Annotated in this window: 21 protein-coding genes; 11 read left to right on the top strand and 10 right to left on the bottom strand. The window is 72.2% G+C overall.

The genetic code is table 11. The features are described from left to right. Window positions 1-82: 82 nt before the first annotated feature. Window positions 83-313, bottom strand: a complete 231-nt coding sequence (locus ADK52_RS13720; RefSeq protein ID WP_053690062.1) for a hypothetical protein — start codon at window positions 311-313, stop codon at window positions 83-85. Window positions 314-315: 2 nt separating this feature from the next. Next, window positions 316-1,197 (bottom strand): mycothiol conjugate amidase Mca, encoded by an 882-nt coding sequence (gene mca / locus ADK52_RS13715; RefSeq protein ID WP_053690061.1) that lies wholly within the window; start codon window positions 1,195-1,197, stop codon window positions 316-318. A 133-nt stretch (window positions 1,198-1,330) separates the two neighbouring features. On the opposite strand from mca, the gene ADK52_RS13710 reads away from it, so the two are divergent. After that, window positions 1,331-1,759, top strand: coding sequence for a DUF4307 domain-containing protein (locus ADK52_RS13710; RefSeq protein ID WP_053690060.1), 429 nt, complete (start codon window positions 1,331-1,333; stop codon window positions 1,757-1,759). 136 nt (window positions 1,760-1,895) lie between these two features. Beyond that, window positions 1,896-2,393, top strand: coding sequence for a transcription elongation factor GreA (gene greA / locus ADK52_RS13705; RefSeq protein ID WP_053690059.1), 498 nt, complete (start codon window positions 1,896-1,898; stop codon window positions 2,391-2,393). Window positions 2,394-2,497: 104 nt separating this feature from the next. Here the strand turns inward: greA and ADK52_RS13700 are convergent, their stop codons facing one another. From ADK52_RS13700 to ilvA, 4 genes are all read right to left on the bottom strand, one after another. Then, the gene (locus ADK52_RS13700) at window positions 2,498-3,355 is read right to left on the bottom strand and encodes an ABC transporter permease (RefSeq protein WP_053690058.1); all 858 of its coding nucleotides are present in this window, start codon (window positions 3,353-3,355) and stop codon (window positions 2,498-2,500) included. Then, window positions 3,352-4,317 carry an ATP-binding cassette domain-containing protein gene (locus tag ADK52_RS13695; RefSeq protein WP_053690057.1) on the bottom strand — a complete coding sequence of 322 codons (966 nt, stop codon included), beginning with the start codon at window positions 4,315-4,317 and terminating at the stop codon, window positions 3,352-3,354. The genes ADK52_RS13700 and ADK52_RS13695 overlap by 4 nt, the downstream gene beginning before the upstream one ends. Window positions 4,318-4,430: 113 nt before the next feature. After that, a complete protein-coding gene (locus tag ADK52_RS13690) occupies window positions 4,431-4,937 on the bottom strand; it encodes a hypothetical protein (protein ID WP_053690056.1) in 507 nt (168 codons plus the stop codon). A gap of 92 nt (window positions 4,938-5,029) precedes the next feature. After that, window positions 5,030-6,265, bottom strand: coding sequence for a threonine ammonia-lyase (ilvA, locus tag ADK52_RS13685; protein ID WP_053690055.1), 1,236 nt, complete (start codon window positions 6,263-6,265; stop codon window positions 5,030-5,032). 369 nt (window positions 6,266-6,634) lie between these two features. Here ilvA and ADK52_RS13680 point away from each other — a divergent pair, with 369 nt between their 5' ends. The 3 genes from ADK52_RS13680 (at window position 6,635) to ADK52_RS41425 (ending at window position 7,903) form a co-directional block, all read left to right on the top strand. Beyond that, entirely contained in the window at window positions 6,635-7,156 is a 522-nt protein-coding gene (locus ADK52_RS13680) for a MarR family winged helix-turn-helix transcriptional regulator (protein WP_053690054.1), read from the top strand. Between the two features lie 70 nt (window positions 7,157-7,226). Then, on the top strand, window positions 7,227-7,655 hold the full coding sequence (locus ADK52_RS41430) for a sigma factor-like helix-turn-helix DNA-binding protein (protein WP_324615912.1): 429 nt from the start codon (window positions 7,227-7,229) through the stop codon (window positions 7,653-7,655). Continuing rightward, a complete protein-coding gene (locus ADK52_RS41425; RefSeq protein WP_053690052.1) occupies window positions 7,652-7,903 on the top strand; it encodes a hypothetical protein in 252 nt (83 codons plus the stop codon). The genes ADK52_RS41430 and ADK52_RS41425 overlap by 4 nt, the downstream gene beginning before the upstream one ends. A gap of 67 nt (window positions 7,904-7,970) precedes the next feature. Here the strand turns inward: ADK52_RS41425 and ADK52_RS13665 are convergent, their stop codons facing one another. After that, window positions 7,971-9,128: a cystathionine gamma-synthase gene (locus ADK52_RS13665; protein WP_053690051.1), complete on the bottom strand. Its 1,158-nt coding sequence runs from the start codon at window positions 9,126-9,128 to the stop codon at window positions 7,971-7,973. A gap of 82 nt (window positions 9,129-9,210) precedes the next feature. Here ADK52_RS13665 and ADK52_RS13660 point away from each other — a divergent pair, with 82 nt between their 5' ends. The 4 genes from ADK52_RS13660 (at window position 9,211) to msrA (ending at window position 13,949) form a co-directional block, all read left to right on the top strand. Beyond that, window positions 9,211-10,317: a hypothetical protein gene (locus tag ADK52_RS13660; RefSeq protein ID WP_053690050.1), complete on the top strand. Its 1,107-nt coding sequence runs from the start codon at window positions 9,211-9,213 to the stop codon at window positions 10,315-10,317. 191 nt (window positions 10,318-10,508) lie between these two features. Continuing rightward, on the top strand, window positions 10,509-12,104 hold the full coding sequence (locus ADK52_RS13655) for a M48 family metalloprotease (RefSeq protein ID WP_053690049.1): 1,596 nt from the start codon (window positions 10,509-10,511) through the stop codon (window positions 12,102-12,104). After that, complete coding sequence (locus ADK52_RS13650; RefSeq protein WP_053690048.1) at window positions 12,104-13,195, top strand: hypothetical protein; 1,092 nt, start codon at window positions 12,104-12,106, stop codon at window positions 13,193-13,195. The genes ADK52_RS13655 and ADK52_RS13650 overlap by 1 nt, the downstream gene beginning before the upstream one ends. Window positions 13,196-13,283: 88 nt before the next feature. After that, complete coding sequence (gene msrA, locus ADK52_RS13645; protein WP_053690047.1) at window positions 13,284-13,949, top strand: peptide-methionine (S)-S-oxide reductase MsrA; 666 nt, start codon at window positions 13,284-13,286, stop codon at window positions 13,947-13,949. 84 nt (window positions 13,950-14,033) lie between these two features. Here msrA and ADK52_RS13640 read toward each other — a convergent pair whose 3' ends face one another. After that, a complete protein-coding gene (locus ADK52_RS13640) occupies window positions 14,034-15,089 on the bottom strand; it encodes an NAD(P)-dependent alcohol dehydrogenase (protein ID WP_053690046.1) in 1,056 nt (351 codons plus the stop codon). A gap of 166 nt (window positions 15,090-15,255) precedes the next feature. Between ADK52_RS13640 and ADK52_RS13635 the strand changes: the two genes are divergently transcribed. Beyond that, window positions 15,256-16,200, top strand: coding sequence for a helix-turn-helix transcriptional regulator (locus tag ADK52_RS13635; protein WP_053690045.1), 945 nt, complete (start codon window positions 15,256-15,258; stop codon window positions 16,198-16,200). A 75-nt stretch (window positions 16,201-16,275) separates the two neighbouring features. Here ADK52_RS13635 and ADK52_RS13630 read toward each other — a convergent pair whose 3' ends face one another. Continuing rightward, a complete protein-coding gene (locus ADK52_RS13630; protein WP_053690044.1) occupies window positions 16,276-17,550 on the bottom strand; it encodes a L,D-transpeptidase in 1,275 nt (424 codons plus the stop codon). 146 nt (window positions 17,551-17,696) lie between these two features. Next, entirely contained in the window at window positions 17,697-17,993 is a 297-nt protein-coding gene (locus ADK52_RS43620; RefSeq protein ID WP_234343729.1) for a hypothetical protein, read from the bottom strand. A gap of 155 nt (window positions 17,994-18,148) precedes the next feature. Here ADK52_RS43620 and ADK52_RS13620 point away from each other — a divergent pair, with 155 nt between their 5' ends. After that, window positions 18,149-18,523: a hypothetical protein gene (locus ADK52_RS13620; RefSeq protein WP_053690042.1), complete on the top strand. Its 375-nt coding sequence runs from the start codon at window positions 18,149-18,151 to the stop codon at window positions 18,521-18,523. The last annotated feature ends 9 nt before the right edge of the window (window positions 18,524-18,532 follow it).

Raw genomic sequence — 18,532 nt, 5'->3', positions numbered from 1 at the left:
GGGCGGCGGCTCACCACCCGGAGGCAGGTACGGGAGCGGCTCCGCTACGGGCCGGTCCGCGGCAGGAGCGGCGCAACGGCTCCTACGGGGCCCGGTCCGCCGCCGGGGCGGCGGGCGCCGCTCCGGCCTCGGGGGCCTCCTGGAAGTCGACCCGGCCCATGTGCCGGCTCATCGACTTCATCAGGCCCCACACCGCCAGGGCGAGGGCCGCGAACACGATGAAGCCCAGGACTCCGGGGGTCACCTTGTTCTTGTCGAAGGTGTCACCCGCCAGCGGAAGGAGCTCGGTCAGTGCTGCCTGCGTAGCGTTCATGGCTACGCATTCTCCCGGATGCCCTCGAAGAGGTCGGACTCGGGGAGGGAAGTGTCGACGAGCGACTTCGCGAGCTCGTACTCCTCCGTGGGCCAGACCTCCTTCTGGATCTCCATCGGCACGCGGAACCAGCCGCCGTCCGGATCGATCTGCGTGGCGTGCGCGATGAGCGCCTTGTCGCGGATCTCGAAGAACTCCGCGCACGGCACGTGCGTGGTCAGGGTCCGCTCGGAGCGCTCGAACTCCTTCCAGCGCTCCAGCCACTCCCCGTACGGGGACTCCATGCCGCGCGAGAGCAGCGCCTCGTGCAGGGCGACGGTGCGCGGCTTGTTGAAGCCCTGGTTGTAGTAGAGCTTCTGCGGCTGGTACGCCGGGCCGAACTCGGCCTCCGGGTACTTCTCGGTGTCCGCGGCGCCCTCGAAGGCCACCATCGAGATCTTGTGGGTCATGATGTGGTCGGGGTGCGGGTAGCCGCCGTTCTCGTCGTACGTGGTGATGACCTGCGGCCGGAAGGCGCGGATCTTCTTCACCAGGCGGCCGGCCGCCTCGTCCACGTCCTCCAGGGCGAAGCAGCCCTCGGGGAGCGGGGGCAGCGGGTCGCCCTCCGGCAGGCCGGAGTCGACGTAGCCCAGCCACTCCTGCTCGATGCCGAGGATCTGGCGCGCCTCGTCCATCTCCTTGGCGCGGACCTCGTGGATGTTCTCCTCGATGTACTTGTCACCCTGGAGCTTGGGGTTGAGGATCGAGCCGCGCTCGCCCCCCGTGCAGGTCACCACCAGCACCGGAACCCCCTCGGACACGTACTTGGCCATGGTGGCCGCGCCCTTGCTCGACTCGTCGTCGGGGTGGGCATGGACGGCCATCAGTCGAAGCTGCTCGGTCAAGACAGGATCCTCTTTGAGTCGTCAGGGCGTTCGCCTCCTATAGTGACCGAATCGGGGGGTGGAAAAATTCCGGGGCTGCCCCCGGGATCGACCGGAGTCGACGACCTACACGCCCTCCCGAAAGGAACGATCAATGAGCGCGCTGCGCGAGGGGCTGCCCGAGGGCCGGTACGGCCGGTCGGCGGACGAGCGTGCGGACCGCAAGCTCAAGATCGTCGGGTCGGTGCTGGGCGTCGGGCTGCTGGGCCTGGTCGGCTGGATCGGCTGGGACTACGTCGCAGGCCAGAGCGTCAGCGCCGAGGTGATCAAGTTCCAGGTGGTCTCCGACACCGAGGTGAAGGTGCACCTGGAGGTGCGCAAGGACGCCGGTGTCACCGGGGTGTGCACCCTCAGCTCCCAGAACGAGGACCACGCCGAGGTGGGCCGCGCGGACTTCACCTTCGGGCAGAAGGACACGCGCGTGGACGAGATGCTCTCGCTGAAGACCACCGGCCGGGCCACGATGATCGAACTCGTGGGCTGCCAGGCGGCGGGCCAGGGCACCACGCCGACGTCTGGCTGAGCTCTTTCCTGCTCACGGGCCCGATGACACACTTCATACACATGGTGTCCTCCCCCTTTTCTTCCCGAATTGTTAGGCTCGTGGTTTCGCCCGCCGCTGGCGGACAAGTAGTCCCCTGTACCGACGAGGAGCACCCGTGACCCAGACGAGCGAGAGCGTCACCTGGCTGACCCAGGCGGCGTACGACCAGCTGAAGGCCGAGCTGGACTACCTCTCTGGTCCCGCACGCACGGAGATCGCCACCAAGATCGCAGCCGCCCGCGAGGAGGGCGACCTGCGCGAGAACGGCGGTTACCACGCGGCCAAGGAGGAGCAGGGCAAGCAGGAGCTCCGCGTCCGCCAGCTGACGCAGCTCCTGGAGAACGCCAAGGTCGGCACCGCACCCGCCTCCGACGGCGAGGTCGCGCCCGGCACGGTCGTCACCATCGCCTTCGACGGCGACGAGGACGACACCATGTCCTTCCTGCTCGCCTCGCGCGAGTACGCGTCGTCCGACTTCGAGACCTACTCCCCGCAGTCCCCGCTGGGCACCGGTGTGATGGGCAAGAAGATCGGCGAGAACGCCGAGTACGAGCTGCCGAACGGCAAGAAGGCCACCGTCAAGATCCTCGACGTCAAGCCCTTCACCGGCTGATCACCCCACGCGTACGAGGAAGCCCCCGCCGGACCGGTCCGGCGGGGGCTTTCCCGTGTTCCCGCGTTCCCGTGCTCCCGTGCGGGCCTCGGCGGGCCCGGGGGCTACGCGGTCGCCGAGCGGTACTTGCGGACCGAAAGGGTCCGGAAGACCACGATGATCAGCACCGACCACAGGACCGACGCGAGCGCCGGGTGCTGCATCGGCCAGGCCGCGGGGGCCTCGTACCCCGGCGGGAGGTTGCCGAACAGCTGCCGGGACGCCTGGACGGTGGCGCTGAACGGGTTCCACTCCGCGATGTGCCGCAGGAAGGGCGGCATGTTGTCGGAGGGGACGAAGGCGATCGAGATGAACGTCAGCGGGAAGAGCCAGATCAGCCCGCCCGAGGTGGCCGCCTCCGGGGTGCGCACCGACAGGCCGATCAGCGCCCCGATCCAGGAGAAGGCGTACCCGAGCAGGAGCAGCAGGGCGAAGCCGCCGAGCACCTCGCCGACGCTCGTGTGGGTGCGCCAGCCGACGAGTACGGCGACGACGGCCAGGACGACCAGGGTGAGGGTGGTCTGGACGAGGTCGGCCAGCGTGCGGCCGGTCAGGACCGCGCCGCGGGCCATGGGCAGCGAGCGGAAGCGGTCGATCAGGCCCTTGTGCATGTCGTCCGCGATGCCCGCGCCCGCGCCGGCCGTGGCGAAGGTGACGGTCTGGGCGAAGATTCCGGCCATCAGGAACTCGCGGTAGGCGGCGGGCGAGGTGCTGCCGCCGACGCTGATCGAGCCGCCGAAGACGTAGCTGAAGAGCACGACGAACATGACCGGCTGGATGACCCCGAAGATGATCATCTCGGGGATCCGGGACATCCGGATCAGGTTCCGCTTGGCCATGACCAGGGAGTCGCTGACGCCCTGGACGATGCCGCCGCGGGGGCGGGGCGCCGCGAGCTCGGGGGGCGGGGAGGTGCCGGTCACTTCTCCGCCTCCTCGTCGTTCAGGGCGGCCGCGTGGCCGGTGAGGGAGATGAACACGTCGTCGAGGGTCGGCCGGCGCAGGGCGATGTCGTCGATCTCGATGCCGCGGCGGTCCAGCTCGCGGATGACCTCGGCGAGCAGCTTGGCGCCGCCGCTGACCGGGACGGTCAGCTTGCGGGTGTGCTGTTCGACGGTGGTCCCGCCCTTGCCGAAACCGGCGAGCACCGCGCGGGCCTCGGCGATGTGGTCGCGCTCGTGGACGACGACCTCGACGCGCTCGCCGCCGGTCTGGGCCTTGAGCTGGTCGGAGGTGCCGCGGGCGATGACCTTGCCCTGGTCGACCACGCAGATGTCGTGCGCGAGGTGGTCGGCCTCCTCCAGGTACTGGGTGGTGAGCAGGAGGGTGGTGCCGCCGGCCACGAGCTCCTGGATGACGTCCCAGAGCTGCTGGCGGTTGCGCGGGTCGAGACCGGTGGTCGGCTCGTCCATGAACATCACCGGCGGGCGGACGACCAGTGCGGCCGCGAGGTCCAGGCGCCGGCGCATGCCGCCGGAGTACGTCTTCGCGGTGCGGTCGGCGGCGTCGGCGAGGTGGAACCGCTCCAGCAGTTCGCCGGCCCGGGCCTTGGCCGCCTTGCCCGTCATCTGGTAGAGCCGGCCGACCATCTGGAGGTTCTCGCGGCCGGTCAGGTACTCGTCGACGGCCGCGAACTGACCGGAGAGGCCGATGGAGCGGCGGACTTCGTCGGGGTGCTTGAGGACGTCGATGCCGGCGACCACGGCCTTGCCGCTGTCGGGCCGCAGGAGGGTGGTCAGGACGCGCACGGCCGTGGTCTTGCCGGCGCCGTTGGGGCCGAGCAGCCCCAGCACGGTGCCTTCGGGGACGTCGAGGTCCACGCCGTCCAGTGCCCGTACCTCGCCGAAGGTCTTGACCAGGCCTTCGGCGTAGATGGCGCCTGGCATAGGGATTCCCCCTGGGTGCATCGGGCCAGAAAACCGGTACTTTCCTAGGCAAATCTTATGGGCGCGGGTCAAGCGTCGCCCGGGCGTCGACTACGGGCGTCGGCCCGCGGGCGTCAACCCGCCCCGAGGTAGGTGCCGTTCACGGTGATCTGGCTCTCGCCCGGTTTCAGGTTCACCGTGCTCGACTGCTTCGTGCTGCCGATGAGCAGCACCCAGTCCGTCTTCTCGTAGCTCTGCGGCGCCGTCTCCCGCCAGCCGAGACGCTTGAGCTGCTCGTCGAGCCGCGGCAGGGCCGCCTCCGCCCGCTGCGTGGTCGTGACCGCGGTCCAGTCGACCACGCTCTCGTTCTTCGTCTTGCTCGTGTCGCCCGAGCCCTTGCCCTGATCGGGGTCCAGCCCCGCCAGGCGCAGCGCGGCCTTGACCTGGTCGTCCACGGCGTGGCGGCCGATCGGCTCCCCGGTGCCCTTCGGGGAGGGCTTGGCCGACCGGGACGCGGCGGCCTCGGGGTTCGACGCCGACGTGCCGGAGCCGTCGGAGGACGAGCAGCCCGCGAGCGCGAGGGCCGCCGCGGCGGCCAGAGCGATGACTGCCGCCGTTTGCGGTCTGACGCCTATGTGCACCGAGAGACTCCCACCCCTTGTCAACGTGGCCGGGAGTCTCACACAAACGGACGGGTTCCGCACGTCCGTGTGACCGGCGAAGGGGACAAGAGCTAGCTCATCACCGTGTATCCGGCGGCGTGGAGGGAGCGCGCGACCTCGGCGCAGTGCTCCTGGCCCTTGGTTTCCAGGTGCAGTTCCACCTCCACCTCCGTGAGCCCCAGCCGCGGGTCGGTCCGTACGTGGCTCACGTCCAGCACGTTCGCGTCCACGGCCGACAGCACCGCCAGGAGCCCGGCCAGCGCCCCCGGCCGGTCCGCCACGCGCAGCCGCAGCGAGAGGTAGCGGCCCGCCGCCGCCATGCCGTGCCGCAGGATCCGCTGGAGCAGCAGCGGGTCGATGTTCCCGCCGGACAGGACCGCCACCACCGGGCCGCCGCCCCCGTACAGCTCGGGCCGGCTCAGCAGGGCGGCCACGGGGCTGCACCCGGCCGGTTCGACGACGAGCTTGGCGCGCTCCAGGCAGAGCAGCAGGGCGCTGGAGAGGGCGTCCTCGGAGACGGTGCGGACGCCGTCGAGGAGGTCCCCGATGATGTGGAAGGGGATGTCGCCGGGGCGGCCGACCTTGATCCCGTCGGCCATCGTGACCGGGTTGTCGATCGAGACCGGGTGCCCGACCCGCAGCGAGGGCGGGTAGGCGGCGGCGCCCTCCGCCTGGACGCCGATCACCTTCACGTCCGGCCGCAGCGCCTTCACCGCGACCGCGATGCCCGCCGCGAGGCCGCCGCCCCCGACGCCGACGAGGATCGTCCGCACCTCCGGGCACTGCTCCAGGATCTCCAGGCCGACCGTGCCCTGGCCCGCGATGACGTCGCGGTGGTCGAACGGGTGGATGAACACCGCCCCGGTGCGGTCCGCGTACTCCTGGGCCGCCGCCAGGGTCTCGTCGACGACCTGCCCGTGCATCCGCACCTCGGCCCCGTACTCCTGCGTCGCCGCCACCTTCGGCAGCGGCGCCCCGACCGGCATGAACACCGTCGAGCGGACGCCGAGGAGGGAGGAGGCCAGGGCCACGCCCTGGGCGTGGTTGCCGGCGCTGGCCGCGACCACGCCGGCGGCCCGCTGCTCGGGGCGCAGGCCGGAGATGCGCACGTACGCGCCGCGCAGCTTGAAGGAGCCGGTCCGCTGGAGGTTCTCGCACTTGAAGTGGACCGGGGAGCCGGTGAGGGCGGTCAGGTGCCGGCTGCCTTCCATCGGCGTGACCCGGGCGACGCCCGAGAGCATCTTCTGGGCCCCCCGGACGTCGTCGAGGATGACCTGCGGAACGGGCACGGGCACGCGGTAGTTCATGCCGCCAGTCTCGCAGCCCCCGGCGATCACGGCTCCGGGCAGCGGACCGGGGCGGCGGAGCCGGCGGCGGGACCGGCGGGACCGGCAGCGGAACCGGCGGCGGAACCGGCGGCGGAACCGGCAGCGGAACCGGCGGCGGGACCGCGCAGCGGAGCCGGACCTTCCGGACCGTTCACCTGTGCGGGCCGACCGGCGCCGGAGGGCAGGACTCCGGGGCCCACAGGGGGCGAAATCAGGCCATCGGGGACGGGCTCGCAGCCTCGGTCCGCACTGCCCGTATCAGTTCTCGTACGAGGCGTACGGGCCGCCCCACGGCCGCGTACTCTGTCCCCCAACCTTGTCGGACCCACGCGAAGAGAGCTCACGGCCATGCCCTCCAACCCGGCCAATTCCGACCTGCCCACGGCGGCCGAGGCGTCCGCCGAAGCCGGGCTCCTCGACGCGCTCCAGCACCAGGTGGCCGTCTTCGCCCGTCGCGCCGAGCAGACCCGCCTGGGCGGGGTCGGCCAGGCCCGCAACTCGATGGACCGCGCCGCGTACCTGCTGCTGAACCGGCTCGACCTGGAGGGCCCGATGGGCGTCAAGGCGCTCGCCGGCGGCATGGGCATCGACTCCTCGACCGTCACCCGCCAGGTCGCGCCGCTCGTCGACAGCGGCCTGGTCAAGCGCACCTCGCACCCCGAGGACGGGCGGGCCGTGGTCCTCGCGCTCTCCCCGCGCGGGCTCGCTCGGCTGGAGGAGGTCCGCTCCTCGCGGCGCGAGCTGATGGCCCGGGTGACGGACGGCTGGTCCGAGGAGGAGCGCGAGTCGTTCACCGGGCTGCTGACCCGGTTCAACGGCTCGCTGTCGGAGCTGATGGGCGCCGCGTCGGAGGCGGGCCCCGCCTCCTGATCCGCCGGCTCGATCCGGAGTCCGTCCGACCTCTTGGCCGGGCGGTCCCGCTGCCCGCACTATGTGGCCTGTGGACGACCACGGGCCGGGCACCTACGCGGAGTTCGAGGCCTTCGTCGCAGGTGCGGCGGGGCGGCTCCTGCACGTCGCCCTCCTGCTGACCGCCGAGCCGGAGGCCGAGCCCGCCGCCGCCCGCCGGCTGCTCGCGGGCGCACTGGCCCGTACGTACGCGCAGTGGCACCGGGTGCGCGGCGACGACCCGTACGACCGCACCCGCCAGGAACTGTGCGCCGCCTTCGCCCGCACCGGCCGGCGCCACCACGGCGGTACGGGGGTCCTCGCGCCGCTCGGCCCGCTGGAGCGGCTCGTCCTGGTGCTGCGCGTGTACGAGGGCGTCGCCGAGGAGGTCACGGCCGCCCAGCTGGGGCTGCCGGTCGAGCGGGTGCGGTCCCTGTGCGCCCGGGCCGTGGCCGCCCTGCGCTCCCAGGAGGCGGCATGAGCGCCCGCGAGCGCAAGGAGGACCAGGTCAGGCGGCTGCTGGAGGGCCCCCGCCCGGTGGTTCCGGCCGGGCTGGCGGCGCATGCCGCGGCCCGCGGGGGCCGGCTGCTGCGCCGCCGGCGGGCACTGCGCCGGTGCGGCTGGACGCTGCTCGCCGCGGCGGCCGTGGCCTTCGCGGTGTGGGCCTCGCTGACCCGCCCGTGGGAGGTGCCGCCGAGCGGTGTCTCCCCGCCCCTCCAGGGCTGGTAGCCACCGCCCGGCGGCCCTCGTCGTACCGCACTCGTACCGAAGTGACCGGCCGAGGACTGGCCGAGGACTAGCCGAGGGCCTGGGTCAGGTCCGCGATCAGGTCGTCGGCGTTCTCGATGCCCACCGAGACGCGGATCAGGTCCGCCGGGACCTCCAGGGCCGAGCCGGCCACCGAGGCGTGGGTCATGCGGCCCGGGTGCTCGATGAGGGACTCGACGCCGCCGAGGGACTCGGCCAGGGTGAAGATCTTGGTGCGCCCGCAGACCGCGACGGCCTCCTCCTCGCCGCCGGCGACCTGGAAGGAGACCATTCCGCCGAAGTTGCGCATCTGCTTGGCGGCGATCTCGTGGCCCGGGTGCTCGGCCAGGCCCGGGTAGAGGACCTTGGTGACCTTCGGGTGGCGCTTCAGCACCTCCACGATCTTCTCCGCGTTCTCCGCGTGCCGGTCCATGCGCACCGCGAGGGTCTTGATGCCGCGCAGCACGACCCAGGAGTCGAAGGGGCCGGCCACGGCGCCCATCGCGTTCTGGTGGTACGCCAGCTCCTCGCCCAGCGCCGCGTCCGCGGCCACCAGGGCGCCGCCGACCACGTCGGAGTGGCCGCCCATGTACTTGGTCAGCGAGTGCACGACCACGTCCGCGCCGAGCGCGAGGGGCTGCTGGAGGTAGGGCGAGGCGAAGGTGTTGTCCACGACCAGCTTGGCGCCGGCCGACCGCGCGATGTCGGCGACGACGGCGATGTCGGTGATGCCGAGCAGCGGGTTGGAGGGGGTCTCGACCCAGATGACCTTGGTCTTCGGGGTCAGGGCGGCCCGTACGGACTCCGCGTCGGAGGTGTCGGCCACCGACCACTCCACGCCCCAGCGGGAGACGACCTTCGCGAAGAGGCGGAAGGTGCCGCCGTAGGCGTCGTTCGGGATGACCACGTGGTCGCCCGGGGAGAGCAGCGTGCGCAGCAGGCAGTCCTCGGCGGCGAGGCCGGAGGCGAAGGCCAGGCCGCGGGCCCCGCCCTCCAGCGCCGCGAGGTTCTCCTCCAGCGCGGTGCGGGTCGGGTTGCCGCTGCGGCTGTACTCGTAGCCGCCGCGGAGTCCGCCGACGCCGTCCTGCTTGTACGTGGACACCTGGTAGATCGGGGGCACGACCGCGCCGGTCTGCGGGTCCGCGGTGTTGCCCGCGTGGATCGCGCGGGTCTCGAAGCTCTGGTGCTCGTGGCTGTCGTCGCTCATGGGCAGAGCTTATGGGGTGCCGGGCCGGACGGCGGGGTGGGGCATTGGCCTTCGCTCGGGTGCGTCTGGTTCGCTGGGGGGCATGGAGATTCTGTGGTTCCTGATCGCGCTCGGCCTGCTCGTGGCCGCCTTCAGCCCGTACGTACGGCGCAGGCGGGGCGGCAACCTGCGCCTGGTCGCGCCGGACAGCCCGGACGCGGCCGACCCCGAGAACTACGGTTTCGCCCGCCAGGAGCGCCTGGACATCCGGGTCCCGGGCGCCGACGAGGACCTGATGGACGCCCTGGACGCCGTGCAGCGCACCGGGCAGTGGCAGGCGGCGTCCCAGCTGCTGGCCGGGACCCCGAAGCAGGGTGAGCTGCGCTGGCAGCGGGTCCAGGCCTTCGGTGGGGCGGCGGCGCTGGAGCTGGTCGCGGAGCCCGGGGTCGGCGCGCGCTGGCTGAAGGCCTGGCGGCTGGAGGCGGAGAAGGACCCGGGCGGCGCGCAGGTGCACGCGGAGCTGCTGGTGCAGCAGGCGTGGCGGCATTCGGGCGGCGTGGGCTCCACGGACCACCGGATCATCCTGGAGGAGGCCCGGGAGGCGTGCCGCAAGGCGGCGCTGCTGGCGCCGGGCGACCCGGTCCCGTACATCACGGAGCTGGCGGTGGCGCGGGCCCTGGGGTACTCGGAGGCGGAGTTCGACGCGCTCTGGGCGAAGGTCATCGACGTGGCGCCGGCGCACATGGGCGCGCACCTGGCGGCGCTGCACTACTGGTGCGAGAAGTGGCACGGCTCGCGGGAGAAGGCGGACGCCTTCGCGCACGCGGCGGCCGCCCGCGCCCCGCGGGGCTCGCTGCTGGCGGCGCTGCCGCTGTTCGCGGTGTACGAGCACGTGCCCGACGTCGTCCTGACGAACTTCTGGCAGGGCTCGGTGGTGACCCGGGCCGTGGAGGGCGCGCTGTACGCGGTGCACTCCGCCCGCCAGGACGACCCGATGCTGGCGCACGTACGGCACATGCTGCTGTCGTTCCTCGTGCCGATGGAGCGCTGGGCGGAGGCGATGGAGCAGGTCCGCCACATCGACGGCTACGTCGGCGCCCTCCCGTGGTCGGCCTCCGCGGACCCGGCGGCCCAGTACGCGGTGTTCCGCGCCCTCGCGGTCGCCGGCTACGAGGCCAACGGCGGCTCCCCGGCGACGCTGCCCCACTGACCCGGCGCCTCCCGCGGGTGGGAGCTCTCCCCCTGGCTTCCACCTGCGGAAACCCGGCACATAAGGTTGCCGTAAAGGCCTGCGGGCCGTACGGCGTCCCGGCATGACCGCCCGGAGCGGCAGGCCTGCGCCCGCCCGCAGCAACTGCACGTGCACCTGCACCACTTCATCCCGTGGGGGGATCTGTCCATATGGGCGCTTCACTGCGCGCGCTGCGCGCCCTCGTCCTGCTCGCAGGCTTCTACCTGCTCGGCTTCATCCTGCTGGCCGTGCTCGCGGCCGCCGACTGGGCCACCGTCACCTGGCTGCACGGCGGCGTCGCGTTCAAGATCCTCATCGTCTCGGTGGTCCTCGCGGTCCCGATCGTGCGCGGCATGCTCATGCTCCGCACCCCCAAGGGCGAGCCGCCGCACGGCGTCCCCGTGACGGACCGGCAGGAACCCGTCCTGTGGCAGACGGTCCGCGAGATCGCCGACCAGGTCGGCACCCGCGCCCCCGACGAGATCGTGCTGATCGACGAGGTCAACGCGGCCGTCGGCGAGGACGCCCGGCTGCTGGGCCTGATGTCCGGCACCCGCCGCCTCTACCTCGGTCTGCCCCTGATGACGGGCCTGGACGAGATGCAGCTGCGCGCCGTGCTCGCCCACGAGATGGGCCACTACGCCAACCTCGACACCCGCCTCACCCCGCTGATCGCCCGCGGCCGCGCCCAGCTGATCCGCACCATCCGGCACTTCCACGAGCGCGCCGACACCAAGGTCGCGGGCGAGCGCGCCCGCCAGGAGAAGGCCGCCGAGAAGCGGCTCGCCAAGGGCAAGAAGGCCAAGGAAGTCGACACCACGGGCCAGGGCGCGATGTACCGGGCCATGGCGAAGATCTACACCGGGTACGCGCACCTCTACATGCGGGCCACCCTCTCCGGCAGCCGCCGCCAGGAGCTCGCCGCCGACCTGGCCTCGGTCCGCGTCGCCGGCCGCGACGCCGCCGCCTCCGCGCTGCGCGAGCTCAACGCCATCGGCCCCGCGCACGGCTTCTACATGGACTCGTACGCCACCCTCGGCGTCGGCGCCGGCCTGCTGCCGCGCCCCGGCCAGGTCTTCGGCGGGTTCCGGCAGCTGCTCGACGCCCGCTCGCAGGAGCTGGAGGAGCTGCGCCGGGACCTGTCCACCGAGCCCACCTCCCCGTACGACTCCCACCCCGCGCTCGCCGAGCGCGTGGCCCGCATCGAGGCCCTGCCCGACGACGGCCGCGGCGCGCAGGCGGCCCGCCCGGCGCTGGAGCTCCTCGCCTCCCCGGAGGCGGCTCTGGCCGCGCTGGAACAGGCGGTCCTGACCCCGGAGGCGCTCGCGCTGACGCGCATGGACTGGGCGGACCTCGTCCACGAGAGCATGACCCGCTACGTCGGCAACGGCGCGCAGGAGGTCCGCGAGGCCATCGCCGCCGAGGGCGCGGCCCCGGAGCCGGCGGCCCTGCTCGACGCGATCGACGCCGACCCGGCCCTGCGCTGGCGGATCGCCGACCGCTTCCCGAAGTCCGAGGAGGCGGCGGCCGCCACCGGCCGCGCCGCCCGCGAGTTCAGCCGGCCCGCCCTGCGGAGCGCCCTGAGCCGGCTGGTCACCGCCGAGCTCACGGCCCGCGGCGCCGCCCGCTGGCAGCTGTCCTGGTCCGACTCGGCCGCCCTGCGGTTCACCACCGACGGCTTCGAGGAGCAGCTGGAGCTCGCCCTGGACGCCCTCGTCGCCGACCAGGCCGACACCGAACCCCTTCGAAAGCTGGTGCTCGTCTGATGCTCGGCCTGATCATCCTCGGAATCCTGCTGATCAGCGGCGCGTACAAGATGCTGCGCGCCCGCAAGGGCGGCGGCGCCGGGAAGCGCCGCCGGGCGAGCCGGGCAGACGGCCTGGCCGCGGTGGCGCTGGGCTTCCTGCCGGCCGAGCGGCTCGACGCCGACCGCGGCTCCCCGCTCGCGCCCGCCGACACGGCCGCCCTGGACGCCGTACGGGCGGGCGACTGGCAGGCCGGCGCGGCCTGGGCGGACGCGGCCGGGCAGGACTGGGACGAGCGCATCCGGCGCGTACGGGAACTGGCCGAGCTGGCCGCCGAGGAAGACGCCTGGCTGCTGGCCTGGCGCGCGGCGCGGCCGCAGGACCCGACGGCGGCGGCGGTGCACGCGGACGCGTCGGTGCTGGTGGCGTGGAACGTGCGCGGCTCGCTGACCGCGGACCGCACGACGCAGGAGCAGTTCCGCAACTTCCACCGGCTGATCGCCGCCTCGCAGGAGGCGATGCACGAGGCCCAGCGGCTCGCCGACCCGGCGGACCCGGTGCCGTACATGCTGGAGCAGCCGGTCGCCATGGCGCTGGGGTACTCCCACGAGCGGTACGGGCAGCTGTGGGCGGAGATCGTGGGGCGCGGCCCGAAGGTGCTGGCGGCGCACACGGGCGCGCTGCAGTACTGGTGCCGCAAGTGGCGCGGCTCGCACGAGGAGGCGGAGGACTTCGCGCGGCGGGCGGCGGCGTCGGGCGCCCCGGGCGAGCTGCTGTCGCTGCTGCCGCTCTACGCGTACCTGGAGTACGAGATGTCGGAGTCGGAGCTCGACCCGAGCGTCTACTACAAGCGGCCGGAGATCGTGGCCGCCACGGACGCGGCGCTCGCGGACGTGGCGGCGGCGGACCCGGCGGACCGGCGGGTGGCGCGGGTACGGCACATGCTGGCGTGGAACCTGTACTGGCAGGACCGGTGGGCGGAGGCCGTGGAGCAGTTCCGCGCCGTCGACGGGTTCGTCCGGGCGACGCCGTGGACGTACTCGGCGGACGCCAAGGACCGGTACGTGCAGGCGAGGGACTTCAGCGTGCGCCGGGCGGTCGCGCAGAAATGACGGAAGTGTGACGCGGCGGCCGGGGGCGGGTCCGGGGGAATCCCGGTCCGCCCCCGTCCGTTGAAGGGAGCACCACTAGGAGGGAATCATGTTCTCGTACCGCCGCACGCCCGAGCTCCCCACCCGCGAGGAGGCCCTCCAGGGCCGCGCGACCCCGCAGTTCTCGCTCCCGGACCGGCACACCGTCCTCGGCAACCCGCTCGCCGGCCCGTACCCGGCCGGGCTCGAGGTGGCCGACTTCGGCCTGGGCTGCTTCTGGGGCGCGGAGCGCAAGTTCTGGCAGACCCCGGGGGTGTGGACCACGCTGGCCGGCTACCAGGGCGGGTTCACCGAGAACCCGACGTACGACGAGGTGTGCTCGGGCCAGACGGGCCACACCGAGGTCGTGCGCGTGGTCTTCGACCCGGCGCAGGTTTCCTACGCCACCCTCCTGAAGCTCTTCTGGGAGTCGCACAACCCCACCCAGGGCTTCCGCCAGGGCAACGACGTCGGCACCCAGTACCGCTCGGCGATCTACACCCACTCCGAGGCCCAGCAGGCGGAGGCCGAGGCCTCCCGCACCGCGTACCAGCAGGTCCTGGCGTCGTCCGGGTACGGAGAGATCACGACGGCGGTCCTCCCGGCGGCGGAGCGCCCCTTCTGGCCGGCGGAGCCCTACCACCAGCAGTACCTGGACAAGAACCCGGACGGCTACTGCGGCATCGGCGGCACGGGCGTCAGCTGCCCGATCGGCGTGGCCCGGGCCGACGGCTGACCCTCCCCGAGGGGACCCGTCCCGAAGCCCCGTCCCGGAGCCCCGGCGCGATCGCGCCGGGGCTCCGGGCATTCGCGCCGGAGGTCAGATCGTCGAGGCGTCGATCACGAAGCGGTAGCGGACGTCGCTGGCCAGGACCCGGTCGTAGGCGGCGTTGATCTCGGCCGCGGGGATCAGTTCGATCTCCGAGCCCAGGCCGTGCTCGGCGCAGAAGTCCAGCATCTCCTGGGTCTCGGCGATTCCGCCGATCATCGAGCCGGCCAGGGTCTTGCGGCCCTGGATGACGGAGAACAGGTTCAGCTCGACCGGCTCCTCCGGGGCGCCGACGTTCACCAGCGCGCCGTCGACCTTCAGCAGGCCGAGGTACGCGTCGAGGCCGAGCGGGGCCGAGACCGTCGAGATGACCAGGTCGAAGCTGCCGGCCAGCTTCTCGAAGGTGGTCTCGTCGCTCGTGGCGTAGTAGTGCGAGGCGCCCAGCCGCAGGCCGTCCTCCTGCTTGCGCAGCGACTGCGAGAGGACGGTGACCTCGGCGCCCAGGGCCGCCGCGATCTTCACGCCCATGTGGCCGAGCCCGCCGAGGCCGACGATCGCGACCTTCTTGCCGGGGCCCGCCTGCCAGTGCTTCAGCGGGGAGTACAGGGTGATCCCGGCGCACAGCAGCGGGGCCGCGACGTCGAGGGACAGGCCGTCGGGGATGCGGACGGTGTAGTTCTCGTCGACGACGAGGTGCGTGGAGTAGCCGCCGTACGTGGGCTCGCCACGCTTGTCGCGGGCGTTGTACGTCCCGGTCATGCCCTCGACGCAGTACTGCTCCTGCCCGCGCAGGCAGTACTCGCACTCCCGGCAGGAGTCCACGAAGCAGCCGACGCCGACGTGGTCGCCGGCCGCGAACTTCGTGACGCCCGGGCCGACTTCGGCGACGACGCCGGCGATCTCGTGCCCCGGGACCATCGGATAGATGCCCTCGCCCCAGCCGTCGCGGACCTGGTGGATGTCGGAGTGGCAGATGCCCGCGTACTTGATCTCGATGAGGACGTCGTGCTCGCCGACGGGGCGGCGCGGCACGGTGGTGCGCTCCAGCGGGGCCTTCGCGGCGGGGGCGGCGTAGGCGGCGACCTGGGCGACCTGGGTGACGGACATGGTGAAGGCTCCTCGAACGCTGCTTCTGACGGTCTGCGTGCACCGAACGATCCCCGCCGTGGCCGCCGGCAGCCACGCCCCTGTCCTGCCTAGGACCGGCGGTCCTACCCCTGGCGGGGTCAGGAACACGGCCCCGGCGCGCCCGCCGCCCGGCGATACTGGCGTCATGGACCAGCTTGATCAGGGTGCCGAACTGGGCGAGTTCCTCCGTTCCCGCCGGGCGCGGCTGCGCCCCTCGGACGTCGGCCTGCCGGACTACGGGCGCCACCGCCGGGTACCCGGGCTGCGCCGCGAGGAGCTGGCGCAGCTGGCGGGCGTCTCGGTGGCGTACTACACGCGGCTCGAACAGGGCCACGGGCAGAACGTGTCCGCGGAGGTGCTCGACGCGATCGCCCGGGCGCTGCGCCTGGACGGCACGGAGACGGCCCACCTGACCCACCTGGCCCGCCCCAGGCCCCGCAGGCAGCGCGCGAAGCAGTACCGGGCGGAGCACGTGCGTCCCGAGCTGCGCACGCTGATGGACGCGATGGACGGCGTCCCGGCGTACCTCCTGGGGCGGCGGCAGGACGTCATCGGGTGGAACCGGCTGGCCGCGGCGGTGTTCGGGGACTTCGGCGAGCTGCCGCCCCAGCAGCGGAACCTGGTGCGGCTGGTGTTCCTGGACCCGGCGGCGGCCGAGCTCTACGAGGAGTGGGACTGCCTGGCCTGCCGGGTCGTGAGCAGTCTGCGCATGTACGCGGGCGAGCACCCGGACGACGAACAGCTGTCGGCGCTGGTCGGTGAGCTGTCGGTGAAGAACGAGGAGTTCCGCCGGCTGTGGGCGGCGCACACGCTGGCGGACAACAAGACGCACGGGGTGAAGAAGCTGCGGCACCCCTTGGTCGGCGAACTGTCCCTGTCCTTCGAGACGCTCGCCCTGCCGGGCGACTCGGCGCAGGTCCTGGTCACCTACCACGCGGCGCCGGGGTCCCCCTCGCAGGACGCGCTGCGGATGCTGGCCTCCTGGTCGGCGCCTGCCGCAGCGCCGGCTCCTGCCGCCCCTTCCTCCCCTTCTTCTTCCCCTTCCTCCTCTTCCCCGTCCGCCTCGTCCCCCGACGGGGCCACGGCCTGAGGAACGACGGATGGCGGGGAGCCCGCCGTTTCCGGGGGCTCCCCGCCATCCGCGGGGTTCGGTCGGGACCGGAGGTCAGGAGGCCGTGCCGGCCTTCCAGTCCGCCCAGCTCATGTTCCAGCCGTTGAGGCCGTTCTCCGGCTTGATGGTCTTGTCCGGCGAGTTGACCACCGTGACCACGTCACCGATGAGCGAGTTGTCGTAGAACCAGGCCGCGGGCTGGCTGGGGTCGTTGGCGCCCTGGGCGTCGTTCAGACCGACACAGCCGTGGCTCGTGTTCGCGCTGCCGAAGACCGAGTCCGGTCCCCAGTAGTTGCCGTGGATGAACGTGCCGGACTGGGACAGCCGCATCGCGTGCGGGACGTCCTTGATGTCGTACTCGCCCTTGCCCTCGCTGTTCTTGAAGCCGACGGTGGAGCCGTCCATCCGGGTCTCCTTGAACTTCTCGGAGATCACCATCTGGCCGTTGTACGTCGGGTTCTCCGGCGAGCCCGCCGAGATCGGGATGGTCTTGAGGACCGCGCCGTCCCGGGTGACGGTCATCTTCTTCGTCTTCGCGTCGACCGTCGAGACCTGGCTGCGGCCGATCTTGAAGGTGGCGGTCCGGTTCTGCACGCCCTGGACGCCGGGGGCGCCCTGCACCCCTTCCAGCGCCAGCTTCAGCGTGACGGTGGAGCCGGCCTGCCAGTACTGCTCGGGGCGGAAGTCCAGGCGCTGCGCGCTGAACCAGTGCCCGACGACCTCCTGGCCGCTGCTGGAGGTGACGTTGATCGCCGCCTGGACCGCCTTCTGGTCCTTGATCGGCTTGTTGAACGTGATCGAGACCGGCATGCCCACGCCGACCGTCTGGCCGTCGTCCGGTATGAACGAGCCGACGAAGCTGTTCTCCGGGGAGACGGTGGTGAAGGACGCGTTCTCGTGCGCCTCCTTGCCGGCCTCGTCCTTGGCGGTCGCGGACAAGACGTACTTCGTGGAGCGCTTCAGCGCGGCGTCCGGCTTCCAGCTCTTGCCGTCGGCGGCTATCTTGCCGGCCACGGCCGCGCCCTCGGAGGTCTTCAGCTCGACCGCCGTGAGGGTGCCGTCGGCGACGGCGACGTTGGTCGCGTCGTTCAGGCCCACATTGGTCGCGCCGTCCTTCGGCGTGATCGTCATCTTGGCCTTGGAGGCGTCCTTGGCCGCGGCCGCGTCCACGTCCGACTGGGACTTGCCGCTGCTCGCGTCGCCGCCCTTGGCCTTGCCTTCGTCGCCCCCACCGCAGGCCGAGAGCATCAGCACGCCACCGAGTACGGCGGATATGGCCACCAGGGACCTTCTCCGCCGCGTCTTGTCCGTCCTCACACGCCACTCCATCGTTGCCAGAACCCCCGAGCTTCCCCCGGCGACCGCCGGTGGTGCCCCGATCAAGGCAGGGAGACACGCCCCCTGCCCCGCACCAGTCAACGCGTTGAAGGGCCGGATCGGTTCCACATCCCGTTTGAATGTGGGCAACCACACGGTCAGGCGTTGTCGGTCGTCTCTTCGTCGTACTCCCCATCTTCCTCGCCCAGGTCCCACTCCATGGACTCGGGGTCGTATTCGACGGGCTCGCTGCTCCAGGAGGCCTGCGCCAGCTCCACCCCGGGGATGTCCGCGACCAGGTCAGTGGGGTCGACGAGGTACGCGAGCGCCTCCGATTCGTCTTCCCGTACCGCCGATTCGGCGTGGCCGCGCTCCTCGTCCGGCATGAACTCGTCGGCTTCGATGTGCGCGAGCGCGGCGCCGGTGAGCGCATCGGCGTCGGGCACTTCCAGCACCAAATCCACTCGAAGACGGACGTATCGTGATGTGTCAGAAGGGTTCATACGACGGAGCGTAAGCCCGCGACAGCCCCGACTTTCCCACGACCCGCCCTTGTCCGTAGCATCACCGCACACGGCCAATTCGCTGCGTCCGCAAGGGGGATCGCACCGTGTCCGCACGTCGACCGCTGCTCACCGCTCTCGGGGCGACCAGCCTCCTCGCCGCCCTCTGGTTCGTGCCCTCGGCGAACGCCACCGCACCGGGGTCCACGGGGTCAGAGTCCTCCATGCCCTCCGGTTCCGGTTCTGGTTCCGGTTCCGACGCGCCGGAGTCCGCGAACACGGCGGGTACCGGCTCGGTGACCACACTGGCACCGGATACCTCGGACGCTTCCGGCGACGCCGCCCAGAGCGCCGGCCAGGTTCCGCTGGGGCTCGCCGACACCGGCGGCATCGACACCGCCCCGTACCTGCTGGGCGGCACGCTCTGCCTGGGCCTCGGGGCCGGGTTCGTCACCTACTCCGTACGCCGCTCGCAGGCGTAGGGCCGGTAC

The organism is Streptomyces sp. WM6372 (assembly GCF_001279655.1).
Lineage (GTDB): Bacteria > Actinomycetota > Actinomycetes > Streptomycetales > Streptomycetaceae > Streptomyces.
This window is presented reverse-complemented; position numbering and strand designations above follow the sequence as displayed.